Source organism: Arthrobacter sp. TmtSoilC77 (genome assembly GCF_059739415.1).
Genome location: NZ_AP046050.1, coordinates 3,526,756 through 3,540,759 on the forward strand (window position 1 = coordinate 3,526,756; position 14,004 = coordinate 3,540,759).

Genomic DNA, 14,004 nt, shown 5'->3' on the forward strand with positions numbered 1-14,004 from the left:
GCACACATTTGCGGGCCCCAACACTTACCAGTCCTGCCTCAAGAATTGGGCAGGATAAAGGGATTTCCGGAGTGGGGGATATTTCAAGTGTAGGGCACAGAGTGCCATCACCGCGAGTTGAGTGCTGATGGAGACCAAGTGAGCTTGAGCACACCCGGACTCCTCGGCTACTCCAGGCAGCCTCCATACAGCACCCCAACAAGCCGCGCAGCCCGTTCAAGAAGGCTTAGAACCCGTTTCGCCGAAGGACTTTCTCGAACTTCCCGTGGTATTCGTCCTGAAGCCGGATCTCCCCGTCCGCCTCGGCATCGAGCAGGGTTTGCACCATGTCCGGTGTGGGCTCGCTGAACCACTGGCCAACAGTAATACCGTGCTTCGGTACGAACAGTTGGTGAATGTGGTCTCCCGCGGAAACCGTCCCCGTCTTGATCACACGCAGGTAGGTTCCAACCCGCCCGGCCTGCGTGAAGCGCTTCACCCATTGCGGCTCGTCCAGCAAGCGCTGGAAGGTGGCGCACGGGACACGCGGTGACGTTACCTCCACCTCCACATCCAGCCCGATCTTCCAACGTTCACCAATGACGGCTCCCGTGGTCTCGATTCCCTCCACGCGCAGGTTCTCCCCGAAGACGCCGGCTGGAAGCTCACGATCCAGTGCGGCCGACCAGTAATCGGCATCCGCCTGGGAATAGGCATACAAGGCCTGGTCTTCACCGCCGTGATCGAACCTGTTGGCCTGGACGTCGCCGTGTACGCCGAGCTTGTGGATCTTCACGGGGCCTTCCACAGGACGCTTATCTATCGCCGTGACGCCAACGCTTCCTTCCGGGTCCGGCAACAACTGGTGGACACGGCAGACAGCGAGGAGGGATGCGGTGTTCATGGACAACAGTTTACGGACGGGGAACCGGATTTAAGGATCAAACCGGTAACCCATTCCCGCTTCAGTGTGCAGGTGCCGCGGCGCGGCCGGGTCCCGCTCCAGCTTTCGCCGCAACTGGGCAATATAGACCCGCAGATATTGCGTCTCCTTGGCATAGGCCTGACCCCAGACCTGAGTCAGGATCTGCTGCTGGCTCACCAGCTTCCCCTTGTTCCGAACCAACAACTCCAGGATGTTCCACTCGGTGGGCGTCAGCCTCACCTCTGACCCGTCCTTCACGATCTTCTTGCCCGCCAGGTCCACCATGAAGTCCGACGTCGCCAAGGTAGGTTCCTCCCGATCGGTAAGGACCCGGCGCGAGGCGACCCGAAGCCGCGCAAGCAGCTCATCCAGTCCGAAGGGCTTGGTCACGTAGTCGTCCGCACCGGCGTCGAGCGCTTCAACTTTGTCCTCCGAGGCATGCCGGGCGGACAACACGATGATGGGCATGCTGCTCCACCCACGGATGCGGCGGATGATCTCCACCCCGTCCATGTCCGGCAATCCAAGATCCAGCACAACAATGTTCACGCTTTGTCTCGCCACGGCGTTCAAGGCATCAGCGCCGTTTCCAACGGTCATCGCCTGGTACCCATGGGCCTGCAGGGTGACCTGCATTGCCCGCGCGATCTGGGCTTCGTCCTCAACTATCAGCACACGGGTCATGCCCTGCCTCCCCCATGACCGGTCCACAGCGGCAACGTAACCACCATGGTCAAGCCGCCACCTGGCGTCGGCTCCGCCATGAGCGTGCCGCCCATGGCTTCCGTGAAGCCTTTGGCCACCGCAAGTCCCAACCCGATTCCACCACCCGCGCCGCCTGCCGGGGCCGGCGAATCGCCAAGCCGCTGGAAGGGCTGGAACATCTCAAGCACCTCGTTGTGTCCCACCCCGCTGCCATGGTCCATGATCCTCAGTTCGCTGGCAGGCTTGTCCCCCACCGTTATCCCGGCACCCGCACGCGCAGTCAGGACAACGTCCGAACCAGGTGCGTACTTCACCGCGTTTTCAACGATGTTCGCCACGACGCTCTCCAACATGCCAGCGTCGGCTGTTACGGGCGGCAGGTTGGGTTGCAACTCGCTGCGTATCCGATCCTTCGGGATCCCTCGAAGTGCCTCGGGCAATATTTCGGTCCAGGTGGTGCCCGCGAGCAAAGGATTCACGGCATCGGCGGTAATCCGGGACATATCCAGCAGGTTGTCCACCAAATGGTCAAGGCGGTCCGCATAATTCTCGATCGTCTCCAACAACTCCTTCTCCACGTCCGGAGGGAACTGGACCTCTTCCTGCCGCAAGCTGCTCACAGCCAGTTTGATTCCGGCCAACGGCGTCCTCAAATCATGGGAAACGGCGCGAAGGATAGACGTCCGCATCTTGTTTCCCTCGGCCAGGCGAAGGTTGTCCCGGCGGCTCTTGACCAGCTGCTGCCGCTCACGCACAGCCACCACAAACGCTCCGAAGGCCGCCAGCAGACGCTGGTGTTGGGAGGACAGCGCACCACCGCGCAACAACAGCGTGTAGTGGGGATCGACGGCGGCGGCATGGTCCGCGGCAGCATGGGTCACCGGCGGATTGGGGCCGGCGCTCGCAAGAATCCGCCACTGCGGCGGTGCTCCCGGCACTGTGACGCCGTCCGGTCCCGGCGATCCCAAGAGCGTCACAGCCTCCATGCCGAGATTTCCGCGGACTTTCTCAAGGAAGGATTCAAGGCTGCCGTCGGAACTGAGGATGCGCAGGGCCAACTCGCTCAGGGCAGTGGCCTCGGCCTCGGACCTCGCAGCCTCCTGGGCCCTGCGGCTTGCCAGTCCCACCGCGAGCGCCACGCCGCAAGCCACGGCCAGGAAAACCACCAGGGTAAACAGGGTGGTTGGATCAGCGATGGACAGGGAGCCCACGGGTTCGGCGGAAAAATAGTTCAGCAGGAAACTACCCAGGACCGCCGCGACCACGGCGGGCCACAGGCCTCCGATTGCGGCAACGGCCACGGCCGCTGCCAGCTGAAGGAGCATGATCATGGCGAAGTTTCGAAAGCCCAAAACAGTGACCATGACTTCGACGCCCGGCGGCAACAGCAGGGCAAGGACAAGGCCCGTTACAACGCGTCCACGGCCGATGCCCCGAACAGCGGGAAGGCGCAGCAGAACGGCGTCGGAGTCGCTGCTTTGTGCTTCAGGAGCTGGCATGGCTACATCCTTCCACGGTTGGCAAGATGGGCAGTTCTGCCCACCTTCGGATGACAGCAGTGCCCGCGCCCCGCTCAAGGACTAGGCTTGCTTTCAGCATCTGGTCCGGCATGGCGCCGGACAATCCAACGGTCTATCCAGGGGGATATACATGGACCCGAACGAAGGCGCCGCAGGTAGCGGCGCGTCAGGCAACGGCGCGTCAGGCAACGGCGCGTCAGGCAGCGGTGCTGCAGGTGGTGGCCAAGGTCCGGACGCGGGCAAGAATCCGCCCAAGCCACCGCCGTGGCTGGTGCCCAAACCCGAGCTCCATCCGGAGCTGATCCCTCCTGCCAATGACGACACGGACAAAGCTCCCGACGCATCCCAACCCGGCACATCCCAGCCAGGCTCTTCCCAGCCCGGCACACCCCAGCCCGGCCCTTCCAAGCCAGCGCCCGGCCATCCGCTCCCCATCATTGACCCGTTCGCCAAGGAACGTGAACGCGAAGCAGCCCAAGCCGAGGCCCGGAAGAAGCGCTCCCGGCGCCGCACCGTCGTCGTGGGTCTGGGCGTGACGGCCCTTCTGGCCGGAACCATCACGGCCGTGGTCGCCAGCAGCGAACAAGAGGCCGACTACGCGCAGGTCTGTTTCAACGATGAAACCGGCGAGCGCGTGGACGATTCCCAGTGCAACAACAGCAGCTCGGATGGCCGCGGTTCCGCCATCTACGCCTGGTACTTCTACTCGCGGGGAGCCAGCGTGCCCGCTGTGGGACAGAACCGCAACTCCTACCCCAGCTACACGAAGACAGTTCCACAAGGCGCCAAGACGTCAACGGGCTACAGCACCAAGGGCGGCACAGTCAGCCGTGGCGGCTTTGGCAGCAGCTCCAAAAGCGGCGGAAGCTCGGGAGGCTAGGCGTGCGGCGTTTGCCCTCCGAGCCCAGGCCGGACTGGAAAAAGAAGATCGAAGAACAGGGCCTGGTCTTTTCGACCACCACCATGCCCGATGGCCGCAAAATCGAGTACTGGAACGAGTCGGCGTACTACGAATTCACCATGGACGAGGTGGAGACGCTCGAGAAGACTGCCGAGGACATGCACCTCATGTGCCTGGAAGCGGCAAAGTTCCTCGCCACCGGAGCCATGGGAGATATTGGTATCGGCCAACAGGCGCTGGAGCTTGCCGGTGAGTCGTTGCAGGCGGGGGACATGGATATCTATGGGCGCTTCGACTTCATCTATGACGGCAAGGGTGGGCCGGCGAAGATGCTGGAGTACAACGCCGACACACCCACAGGCCTTATTGAAGCCTCCGTTGCGCAGTGGTTCTGGCTGCAGGATGTGTTCCCGGAAAAGGACCAGTGGAACGGAATCCATGAGGCGCTGATCCGGCAATGGAAAAAGCTGCAGTTCCGCACCGGGATGAGCACACTGCATGTGGCTCATTCGGAGGCCGAAGAGTCCGGCGAGGACTGGATGACTGCCGCCTACATGCGGGATGTGGCGAGCCAGGGTGGGTGGACGACCATCGGCATCAATATGTCGGATATCGGTTGGGACCCGAACCTGAACCGCTTTGTGGACCTGGACAATTTCATGATCAGCACCATGTTCAAGCTGTACCCGTGGGAACTGATGATGAAGGAACCTTTCGGACACCGGCTGCTGACGCGGGCGCACAACCCCCGGTGGGTAGAGCCGGCGTGGAAGATGCTGCTCTCCAACAAAGCCCTGCTGGCTGCACTGTGGCACCTCTACCCCGGCCACGGGAACCTGCTGCCGGCCTACCTTGGCGATCCTGGCCCGCTCAAGGAATGGGTGGCCAAGCCCCTTCATGGCCGCGAGGGCGACAACATCCGTATCCATGCCCCCGGCATCGAGCTGCAGCAACCCGGCGGCTATGGCCGCGAAGGGTGGTGCTTCCAGCAGTACCACGCTCTCCCCGACTTCGATGGAAACCATCCGGTGCTTGGTCTGTGGGTGGTGGACGGCGAGTCCGTGGGCTGCGGCATCCGTGAATCCGATGGCCCCATCACAGACTATTTCTGCCGCTTCGTTCCCAACACCATTGATGCCCCGGCGCCTGCCGCGCCCACCACTACTTCTTATGGAGCTGCACTTTGAGCACTGAAATTTCGACGCCGGACGGCGGTTCAGCGGGCGGCGACCGTACCGTCGTCGTACCCTCCAAAGGCCTCCATGCAGGGATCCTGGACCTTGGCGACTCCGTCATGCTCGGTTTGGCGTCCACGGCACCGGTGTATTCGCTGGCCGCTACCCTGGGGCTCATTGTTGCTGTCAACGGCAACTACACCCCCCTGATCCTGGTCCTTGGCTTCATCCCGGTGCTGTTCATCGCCTACGCGTTCCGCGAGTTGAACAGTGCGCTCCCTGACTGTGGCACCACGTTCTTCTGGGCCCGCAAAGCCTTTGGGCCGTGGGCGGCCTGGCTGGGCGGCTGGGGCGTGGCTTTGGCCGGGATCGTGGTCCTCGCCAACCTGGCCCAAATTGCCGGGAAGTACCTGTGGTTGCTGGTCGGCGACGGCTCCCTGGCCGGGAACACGTGGTTGGTCACCGCCACCGGGGTCTTGTTCATCGCCTTCATGACCTACGTGAACCACCGCGGGATACGGCTTGGCGAGCACGTCCAGCGGACCCTGACTTACATCCAGTACATCTCCCTGGGCATCTTTGCGGTGGCCATTATTGTTGGGATCGCCGGTGGCGCGCCTGGAACAGCCGACAGCAGCCCCACCGTCCAGCCTTTCGACCTTGAATGGTTCAACCCCGCGGGTGCGTTCGCCGATCCCAGCGCCGTAGTTCATGGGGTCCTGCTGGCCCTGTTCATCTACTGGGGCTGGGACACCTGCCTGGCCCTGAACGAAGAGACGGAAAACCCTGCGAAGACTCCAGGCCGGGGTGCCGTTATATCGGCGTTCGTCCTGGTGGCAATCTACGTCTCCGTGGCGCTGCTGGTCATGATGTATGCGAGTGTCGGGACCGAAGGCATTGGCCTGGGAAATGAAGCCAACCAGGATGACGTCTTCCTGGCCATGAAGGACGTAGTGCTGGGTCCCTGGGGTTGGCTGATCGTGGTGGCTGTGCTGGCATCGGTCCTGTCCTCAACGCAGACCACCATCCTCCCCACAGCCCGGGGAACGCTGTCCATGGGCGTGCACGGTGCCCTGCCGGCGCGGTTTGGCAAGGTCCACCCAAGGTTCCAGACACCGGGTTTCTCAACCCAGGTCATGGGTGTGGCTGCCGTGGCGTACTACGTGGCCATGAGCTTCCTCAGCGAAGACCTGTTGGCGGACTCCATCAGTGCCATCAGCCTGTTCATCGCGTTCTACTACGCCCTGACCGGTTTCGCGTGCGTGTGGTTCTTCCGCTCAACGCTTCGGGATTCTGCCCGCAACCTGTGGTTCCGCGGCATCCTGCCCTTCCTGGGAGCGGTGTCGCTGACTGTGGCGTTCTTCATTTCAGCGGTGCAAATGTGGGATCCGGAATACGGTGATACGCAGATCTTTGGGATCGGCGGAGCCTTTGTCAGCGGCGTCCTGCTTCTGCTCCTGGGTGTGGTGCTGGCCATCGTGTGCCGTTTCGCACCTGCCACGCGTGGCTTCTTCACTGGTGAACACACCGAGGTCGGGCTGGTGCGCGGCGAGTAGCCTGCGTTCAGCGCCGTGCCATGGCCCACCGGCGGAGCCGGGCAGGCACGCCATCCGGCAGGACCGCATCCCGCCGCAGCGCCACAAGCCAGCAGGCCAGGATTGCCACGGCGCAGAACACCCCTGCGCTCGATGCCATGATCCACAGCCCCGGCGTCTGGACGTTGAGATCAGCGGCACCCAGAGCCGTGCCAATGGTCTTTGGAGAATAAAAGAAGACCAGCGTGGAAACGGCCAGCACAGCGGTCATCAGAATTCTCTGCGCCCTGTATCGGCCCGGAGTTTCCTTGATGGTCCAGGCGAATGCCGGCAGAACGATTGCCATCCAGACCCAGTGGTGGGACCACGAGACGGGGCTGATGAGCAGCATGGTCAGTGCCGTCGTCGATATTGCAATGACGCGGGCTCCTTGCAAGCTGGCCGCGCGGATCAGGAAGGCCGCGAGCACCACCGTGCCAAGGCTGAGCGCTAGCCAGGGAACCGTCACTGAATCCTGCGGCACGCCAAAGTGAAGCAACGCGCCCTTTATCGAGAGGTTGTCCACGTAGCCGGCGCCGCCGATCCGGGACGTGTCAGGGAGTATCTCCAGCCAGAACTGCAGCGACTCGGCTGGCCGAACCACCCATGCCAGGAGGACGGTACCGGCGAAACCGATGGACATGTTGGCCAGTCCACGCCAGTCCTTACGCATCAGGAAGTACAGGCCAAAGACAAGGGGCGTGAGCTTGATACCCGCCGCTATGCCCACCAGGAAGCCGCTGCCACGGAACCCCCGGCGCCCGGAGGCGCCCAGCAAGTCGACAGCCATCAAGCCCATGAGCAGGATGTTGATCTGGCCGAACGCCAGCGTCTCACGCCACGGACCAAGGAACAGGACAGCCAGGAACAGCGCCCCGGCAATCCAGCGGGCGCGGGCGGATGACAATGCAGTTCGCCAGTCGTGCTTGGAGGCCCAGTACTTCACTATGGTGGCGGCAACCCAGCCGGCAATCGCTACGCCAGCCACGTTGAACAGCATCAGCGCGGCGGGTTGCGGCCAGAGTGCCAACAAGCCAAAGATGAGCGCTGCGAACGGCGGATAGGTAAAGGGAAGATCCGGTGCTCCGGCGGCGGCAACACTTGGGCCGTACAAGTCCGAGGGCGAGGCGCCGGCCTCGTTGAGGATGCTTCCGCCGAACCAGTAGACACTGAAGTCCAGGCCCTCCTTACTCCAGCCAGCAAGCATCAGCCACACGGGCCAGATCAAGAGCGCCCACGGGAGCCAACGGAGTGCTCGTGAAGGGGTGGATGCAGACTTCCCGGCTTCCGCCTTAGCCTGTAAATCGACGCCGGGCAGTGCCATGTCTTTGTCCCCCAATATTTTCTTTGTGCAGTGGGGATCCCAGTGGCTCCCGGAATACATACTACTTAAACGCCCGACGGCGGCCCGACCCGGCTGGTGGCGCGGTGCATCCGTCCACTGCGTGCATCCAGCCACTTAGGATGCTGGAATGAGCGATTCAACGACGAACACCTCGGATGTGCTGGCCCTTGATTCCCTGTTGACCAGCGAAGAGCTGGCCCTCCGCGAGAAAGTGCGGGATTACACCACGCAGCGGATCCGGCCGAACATCGCGCGCTGGTATGAGGACGCAGTCTTTCCTCGGGAGATCGTGCCGGAGTTGGGCGAGCTTGGCGTCCTGGGAATGCATCTGGAGGGTTACGGCTGCCCCGGACGCACCGCCGTCGAATATGGTCTGGCAGCCCTGGAACTGGAGGCCGGCGATTCCGGGATCCGAACCTTTGTCTCAGTGCAGGGCTCGCTCGCGATGACGGCCATTCACAAGTGGGGCTCGGAGGAGCAGAAAGAACAGTGGCTGCCACGGATGGCTGCAGGCGAATTGATCGGCTGCTTTGCGTTGACGGAGCCGACGGCCGGTTCGGATCCTTCTTCGATGGCAACTTTCGCCCGGGAGACCTCCGACGGCTGGGTCCTCAACGGCGCCAAGCGCTGGATCGGACTCGCCTCAATTGCCGATGTCATGGTGGTGTGGGCCCAAACAGACGACGGCATCCGCGGCTTCCTGGTACCCGCGGGCTCGCCGGGCGTAACGGCCACGCCGATCGAACCGAAGCTCTCAATGCGCGCATCAATCCAATGCGACATCAAGTTCGACGGCGTAATGCTGGGTCCGGAGGCAATCCTCCCGGGTGCGGTCGGACTTCGTGGACCGTTCTCCTGCCTGAACGAGGCCCGGTACGGCATCGCGTGGGGAGCGATGGGCGCAGCACGCGACTCATATGAGGCCGCCTTGGAGTATGCCGGCAGCCGGCTCCAGTTCGGGCGACCACTCGCTGGATACCAGTTGACGCAGGAGAAGCTGGTGAACATGCTCCTGGAGATCCAAAAGGGAACCATGCTCGCCCTGCACCTTGGCCGCCTGAAAGACGCCGGACACCTTCAGCCCCAGCAGATCTCCGTGGGCAAGCTCAACAACGTCCGGGAGGCCATCAAGATCGCCCGGGAGGCCCGCACTATCCTGGGCGGCAACGGAGTCACCCTGGATTATTCGCCGCTGCGGCATGCCAACAACCTGGAATCAGTGCGCACATATGAGGGCACTGATGAGGTTCATACCCTCATCCTTGGGCAGCACATCACGGGAATCGGGGCCTTCCGCGGCTGATCACCCAAGTAGGTAGCAGCTGATGCCGTTTTGGCGCCTCAAAACGGCATCAGCTGCGACCTAGTTGGTTGGGGCGGCAGGCGCGTCGGCGACCACCACGCGTTGCTTCCGTGCCGCATCCTTGCGGATGGTTGCGCTGATCACTGCAGCTACCGTGCACATTGCAGCCGCGCCCAGCCACGCATAGTTGTAGTGGCCGGTGGCATCGCGGATGAAACCAGCAGCCAGTGCGGCGGCAGCCGCTCCGAGTTGATGGGCCGCGAACACCCAGCCGAAAACCACTGAGCCATCGGCGCCGAACACCGAGCGGCAGATGGCCGCGGTCGGAGGCACTGTGGCCACCCAGTCCAAGCCGTAGACCACGACGAAGATGATCATGCTCGGTTCCACGGATGAGCCCAGCAGCAGCGGCAGCACCAGAAGCCCGATCCCCCGGAACTGGTAGTACACCGCCAACAGCACCTTGGGGTTGAAACGGTCCGTCAGCCAACCGGATGCGATGGTCCCCACGATGTCGAAGATCCCGACGACGGCCAGCAAGCCCGCCGCTGTGGTTTCGGGCATCCCGTGATCGTGAGCTGAGGGAATGAAGTGTGTGCCGATGAGCCCGTTGGTTGTCGCTCCACAAATAGCGAAGCCCGCCGCCAACGCCCAGAACGTGCGGACTTTGCTGGCACGCTTAAGGACCTGCAATGCCCGGACAGCCGCGTTCGCCGAATCCGGCTTGGCTGCTGCGGAAGCCGTCGACGCAACTGCAACACCCGGCGTCGTGGTCTTTGAACCGGCGGGACTGGCGCCAGGTGCTTCCGCACCGTAAGGCAACACCCCGACGTCGGCGGGTGAGTTCCGCAGCCACCTCAGGACCAGCGGCACAACAGCGAGAGCACCGGCGGCGATGAGCAACGACGCGCCCCGCCAGCCCGGGTTCTGCGCCAAGGCGGCGATGAAGGGCAGGAAGACAAGCTGGCCAGCGGCGCTGCCGGCGGTCAAGATGCCGATCACCAAGCCACGGCTCTTGGCGAACCAGGTGTTGGCGATGGTGGCTGCGAAGACGAGGGCCATGGATCCCGTTCCGAGGCCAATCAGCACGCCCCACGTGAGCAGGATCTGCCAGGACTGGTTCACCAACACAGTTAGCGCTGAGCCCAGGCCAATCAGGCAAAGCGCTAGCGCGGTGACTTTGCGTATGCCGAAGCGTTCCATCAAGGCCGCGGCGAAGGGTGCCGTCAGACCGAACAAAACGAGGTTGATGCTTACCGCAAGGGACAACACTGTGGTGGACCAGCCGAATTCCTGCTGCAGCGGGACCATCAGCACTCCGGGCGCGGCCCTGAAGCCGGCCGCCCCAACCAGGGCGAGGAATGCTACGGCGGCCACGATCCAGGCAGGGTGCAGCCTGCGGCTGGGTCGACGGGCAGGCTTGGTGCCCGTGGGGCGCTTGCCGGTCGGGACACGTGCAGAGGCTGCCGGAGTTCCGGTGACATCGGGAGCGGTCATGCGGAGATCTCCGTTTCGGGGGAAGTTGATGATACGGGTGCTACGGCCAGGGGCAGTGGATGGTCGCTGCGTGTGAAGCTATGCCAGCTCGTGTTGGCAGCTGTCAGCTGAACGCCACAGTGGGTGCAGGTGTCGGCAGAGGCTGTGACTTGTCCGCAGTCAGTGTGGACCACCCGCATATGGGACACCTCATTGGGGGCGTCCAGGTGTTTCTCTGCCCAGATGATGATGGCGTTGAGGACGGGAAGAGCGTCCTCGCCCTTGGGTGTCAGCACATATTCCTGACGGGTTCGGGCACCATCCTGGTATGGGCGTTGCGCCAGCAGCCCCGCCTCGAGCAGCCATCCAAGACGTTTGCTGAGAACGTTGTCCGCGACTTCCAGGCGCTGCTTGATCGCGTCGAAGCGGCCGTTTCCGAAGAAGATCTCCCTCAGGACCAAGCTCCCCCATGGGTCACCGAGGACATCCAGGCCGCGGGCCAGGCTGCACGTGCGGGCGGACCAGTCGGATCGTAAGGGCATGTGGACAAAAGTACATGACTTTTCTAAAGAAAGCTATGCTCGGCGCAGTTCTCCGCGGCAAAGAAGGTCAGGAAGCCACGCGCCCAGCGGGCATCCTGGCTGGAACGAGGCCCGTGCGCGAAGGGCGGTAAGCCAGGGCCCAGTACACCAGCAGCGCGATTCCGCACACCACACCGAGGCTTGACACCATCAATTGCCACTGCGTCTGGGGGTCCTTGCCCCACTCGGCAGCACCGGCCCAGACGGCAAGGTTCTTCGGCGTCATATAGAAAGCAACCGTGGAACAGGCCACAATGATCCACCCTGCCGTCCGCATGCGCCCGCTGCGGGACGGCACCCGATGCATCGCGAAGGCCATGCTCGGCAGGGCTACTGCCACCCAGACCCAGTGGTGGGACCAGGAGACGGGACTGATCAGGAGCATCAGGATGGCCGTGGCCGAGACCGCGATGAAGTTCTCGTCAACATCCACGGCCCACTTAATGACCTTTGCTGCAAGGGCCGCCAGGACCAGGGAAAGAATCATCCACACCACGCTGGTGAGAGTGGAATCCGGCATGCCGAAGTGCAGGAGCAGCCCCTTGACGGACAGGTTGTCCACATAGGCGGGACCGCCTATGCGCCCGGTATCGGGGAGGATCCGGGTCCAGAATGCCAGGGATGCCTGCGGGAGGATGGCCCACGCGATGGCGATGGACCCGAAGAAACCGGCCGCCATCCATCCAAGGGCCTTGAAGTCCCGGCGGACCAGGAAATACAGTCCGAATGCCAGCGGCGTGAGCTTCACGCCTGCGGCCAGGCCAATCAACAGTCCTGCAGGCCACCGGATCAGGCCCGCCCGCGCCTTACCGTAGAGCGCGAAGTCCGCCAGGATCACGCCCATGAGAATGATGTTGATCTGGCCGAAAACGAACGTGTCCCGCCACGGGCCCAGAAGCAGGATGGCTCCCGTTCCCACCAAAGCCGTGGTCCTGAAGCGGTAGTCGGCGAATGCTGAACGCCACGTCTTCAGGCCGAAGTAGTGCCGTGCCAACCAGGCTGCCACCACTGCGGCGCCAGCCAGGGCCGCGATGATGAAGACCATGCTGCTGGCGAAGAAACCCATTGCTGCGAGGCCGGCAAAGAGCAGGGCCGCAAACGGCGGGTAAGTAAACGGAAGGCCATCGCGCACAGCGTAAAGATCCCCGCCTTCGAGAACCTTGCCGCCGCCGTAGAAATAGACCTCGAAGTCGTTCAGGAACGGCTGGTAGTCCGTGTAGAGGAACCAAACGGCGACGGCGAGGGTAAGCACGCCTGCGACGGTCAGGATCCAGCCTCGCTGGGCAGCCGAAACAACCGTGGGTGAAGAAGAAGCCACAGTGTCAGCCGTTGCTGATCTTGGCGAAGGCCTGCTCAAGGTCCGCGATGAGGTCCTCGGACTCCTCGATGCCGCATGAGAGGCGCAAGAGGTTCACGGGGACGGCCAGTTCGGTTCCCTTGACGGATGCGTGCGTCATCTCCGAGGGGTAGTTCATGAGGGATTCGATTCCGCCCAGCGATTCGGCCAGGGTGAAAATCGAGGTGGATTCGGCAACAGTACGCGCTGCCGCTTCACCGCCCTTGAACTGGACAGAGACCATGCCGCCGAACTTCTTCATCTGCTTGGCAGCGAGTTCGTGGCCGGGGTGGTCCGGGAGGCCCGGGTAGAGCACGGCTTCAACTTCGGGACGCTGCAGCAGCCATTCGGCTACAGCTTGTCCATTCTCGCTGTGCCGGTCCATGCGCACGCCCAAGGTCTTCAGGCCACGCGTGGTGAGGAAAGCATCCATCGGTCCCGAAACGGCACCAACAGCGAACTGGATGAAACCGATCTTCCCGGCGAGCTCGGCATCGTTGACGACGATCGCGCCGCCCACCACGTCCGAGTGGCCACCGATGTACTTGGTGGTGGAATGGATAACGACGTCGGCACCCAGGTCCAGCGGGGTCTGCAAGTAGGGGGACGCGAAGGTGTTGTCGACCACCAGGAGGGCACCGGCGTCGTGCGCGACGGCGGCGAGCGCGGCAATATCGGTGATCTTCATCAAGGGGTTGGACGGGGTTTCCACCCACACCATGCGCGTCTTGTTCGCTGCGACAGCACGTGCCACAGCATCGAGATCGGACATGTCAACGGGAGTGTTGCCAATGCCCCAGTCGCCGAGCACACGGTCGATGAGGCGGTACGTGCCACCGTAGGCGTCGTTGCCCAGGACGATGTGGTCCCCGGGGCGGGCCGCAGCCCGGATCAGCGAGTCTTCGGCAGCAAGGCCGGAGCTGAACGAGAACGCGGCGGAACCACCCTCGAGGGCAGCCAGCTGTTCCTGCAGGGAGTCGCGGGTGGGGTTGCCGCCGCGGCCATATTCGTAGCCGGACCGCAGGCCGCCGATCCCGTCCTGGGCGTAGGTTGAACTGAAGTGCAGAGGGGGCACCACAGCGCCTGTCCGGGGTTCGAAGGCCTGGCCCGCGTGGACGGCCCTCGTGTTGAACCCGGCGTTGTTGTTGACGGACATGGAAGCTCCTCTTTCAGTGTTCAACAGT

The 14,004-nt window shown here is 63.1% G+C and carries 12 protein-coding genes; 4 read left to right on the plus strand and 8 right to left on the minus strand.

Annotated elements, in window-relative coordinates; translation table 11 throughout:
- Nucleotides 1–226: 226 nt before the first annotated feature.
- From AC6I99_RS16275 to AC6I99_RS16285, 3 genes are read right to left on the minus strand one after another with little or no spacing between them, the layout of a single operon-like run.
- Nucleotides 227–883, minus strand: a complete 657-nt coding sequence (locus tag AC6I99_RS16275; RefSeq protein WP_224088392.1) for an MOSC domain-containing protein — start codon at nt 881–883, stop codon at nt 227–229.
- A 30-nt stretch (nt 884–913) separates the two neighbouring features.
- Entirely contained in the window at nt 914–1,588 is a 675-nt protein-coding gene (locus AC6I99_RS16280) for a response regulator (RefSeq protein WP_224165039.1), read from the minus strand.
- On the minus strand, nt 1,585–3,108 hold the full coding sequence (locus AC6I99_RS16285) for a sensor histidine kinase (protein WP_497961278.1): 1,524 nt from the start codon (nt 3,106–3,108) through the stop codon (nt 1,585–1,587). The genes AC6I99_RS16280 and AC6I99_RS16285 overlap by 4 nt, the downstream gene beginning before the upstream one ends.
- A 151-nt stretch (nt 3,109–3,259) precedes the next feature.
- Here AC6I99_RS16285 and AC6I99_RS16290 point away from each other — a divergent pair, with 151 nt between their 5' ends.
- The 3 genes from AC6I99_RS16290 to AC6I99_RS16300 are packed head-to-tail and all read left to right on the plus strand — an operon-like array spanning nt 3,260 to nt 6,761.
- Nucleotides 3,260–4,009: a Tat pathway signal protein gene (locus tag AC6I99_RS16290; protein WP_497961279.1), complete on the plus strand. Its 750-nt coding sequence runs from the start codon at nt 3,260–3,262 to the stop codon at nt 4,007–4,009.
- 2 nt (nt 4,010–4,011) lie between these two features.
- Nucleotides 4,012–5,217, plus strand: a complete 1,206-nt coding sequence (locus AC6I99_RS16295) for a glutathionylspermidine synthase family protein (RefSeq protein WP_309925700.1) — start codon at nt 4,012–4,014, stop codon at nt 5,215–5,217.
- Nucleotides 5,214–6,761 (plus strand): APC family permease, encoded by a 1,548-nt coding sequence (locus tag AC6I99_RS16300; RefSeq protein WP_224088397.1) that lies wholly within the window; start codon nt 5,214–5,216, stop codon nt 6,759–6,761. Before AC6I99_RS16295 ends, AC6I99_RS16300 begins: the two co-directional genes overlap by 4 nt.
- Nucleotides 6,762–6,768: 7 nt before the next feature.
- Here AC6I99_RS16300 and AC6I99_RS16305 read toward each other — a convergent pair whose 3' ends face one another.
- Nucleotides 6,769–8,103, minus strand: coding sequence for a glycosyltransferase 87 family protein (locus tag AC6I99_RS16305; protein ID WP_497961280.1), 1,335 nt, complete (start codon nt 8,101–8,103; stop codon nt 6,769–6,771).
- A 148-nt stretch (nt 8,104–8,251) separates the two neighbouring features.
- On the opposite strand from AC6I99_RS16305, the gene AC6I99_RS16310 reads away from it, so the two are divergent.
- A complete protein-coding gene (locus AC6I99_RS16310) occupies nt 8,252–9,427 on the plus strand; it encodes an acyl-CoA dehydrogenase family protein (RefSeq protein ID WP_497961281.1) in 1,176 nt (391 codons plus the stop codon).
- A 60-nt stretch (nt 9,428–9,487) separates the two neighbouring features.
- Here AC6I99_RS16310 and AC6I99_RS16315 read toward each other — a convergent pair whose 3' ends face one another.
- The 4 genes from AC6I99_RS16315 to AC6I99_RS16330 all read right to left on the minus strand — a co-directional run bounded on the left by AC6I99_RS16315 (nt 9,488) and on the right by AC6I99_RS16330 (nt 13,976).
- Nucleotides 9,488–10,924: an MFS transporter gene (locus AC6I99_RS16315; RefSeq protein WP_497961282.1), complete on the minus strand. Its 1,437-nt coding sequence runs from the start codon at nt 10,922–10,924 to the stop codon at nt 9,488–9,490.
- Entirely contained in the window at nt 10,921–11,445 is a 525-nt protein-coding gene (locus tag AC6I99_RS16320; RefSeq protein ID WP_497961283.1) for a winged helix-turn-helix transcriptional regulator, read from the minus strand. Before AC6I99_RS16320 ends, AC6I99_RS16315 begins: the two co-directional genes overlap by 4 nt.
- A 67-nt stretch (nt 11,446–11,512) precedes the next feature.
- Entirely contained in the window at nt 11,513–12,802 is a 1,290-nt protein-coding gene (locus AC6I99_RS16325; RefSeq protein ID WP_497961284.1) for a glycosyltransferase 87 family protein, read from the minus strand.
- A 4-nt stretch (nt 12,803–12,806) separates the two neighbouring features.
- On the minus strand, nt 12,807–13,976 hold the full coding sequence (locus AC6I99_RS16330) for a cystathionine gamma-synthase (protein WP_224088404.1): 1,170 nt from the start codon (nt 13,974–13,976) through the stop codon (nt 12,807–12,809).
- Nucleotides 13,977–14,004 lie beyond the last annotated feature (28 nt).

Bases quoted from the DNA above. Each gene is read 5' to 3' on its own strand.
- AC6I99_RS16315 (WP_497961282.1), bottom strand. From the start codon at position 10,924: ATGACCGCTCCCGATGTCACCGGAACTCCGGCAGCCTCTGCACGTGTC.
- AC6I99_RS16275 (WP_224088392.1), bottom strand. From the start codon at position 883: ATGAACACCGCATCCCTCCTCGCTGTCTGCCGTGTCCACCAGTTGTTG.
- AC6I99_RS16310 (WP_497961281.1), top strand. From the start codon at position 8,252: ATGAGCGATTCAACGACGAACACCTCGGATGTGCTGGCCCTTGATTCC.
- AC6I99_RS16285 (WP_497961278.1), bottom strand. From the start codon at position 3,108: ATGCCAGCTCCTGAAGCACAAAGCAGCGACTCCGACGCCGTTCTGCTG.
- AC6I99_RS16320 (WP_497961283.1), bottom strand. From the start codon at position 11,445: ATGCCCTTACGATCCGACTGGTCCGCCCGCACGTGCAGCCTGGCCCGC.
- AC6I99_RS16305 (WP_497961280.1), bottom strand. From the start codon at position 8,103: ATGGCACTGCCCGGCGTCGATTTACAGGCTAAGGCGGAAGCCGGGAAG.
- AC6I99_RS16290 (WP_497961279.1), top strand. From the start codon at position 3,260: ATGGACCCGAACGAAGGCGCCGCAGGTAGCGGCGCGTCAGGCAACGGC.
- AC6I99_RS16330 (WP_224088404.1), bottom strand. From the start codon at position 13,976: ATGTCCGTCAACAACAACGCCGGGTTCAACACGAGGGCCGTCCACGCG.
- AC6I99_RS16280 (WP_224165039.1), bottom strand. From the start codon at position 1,588: ATGACCCGTGTGCTGATAGTTGAGGACGAAGCCCAGATCGCGCGGGCA.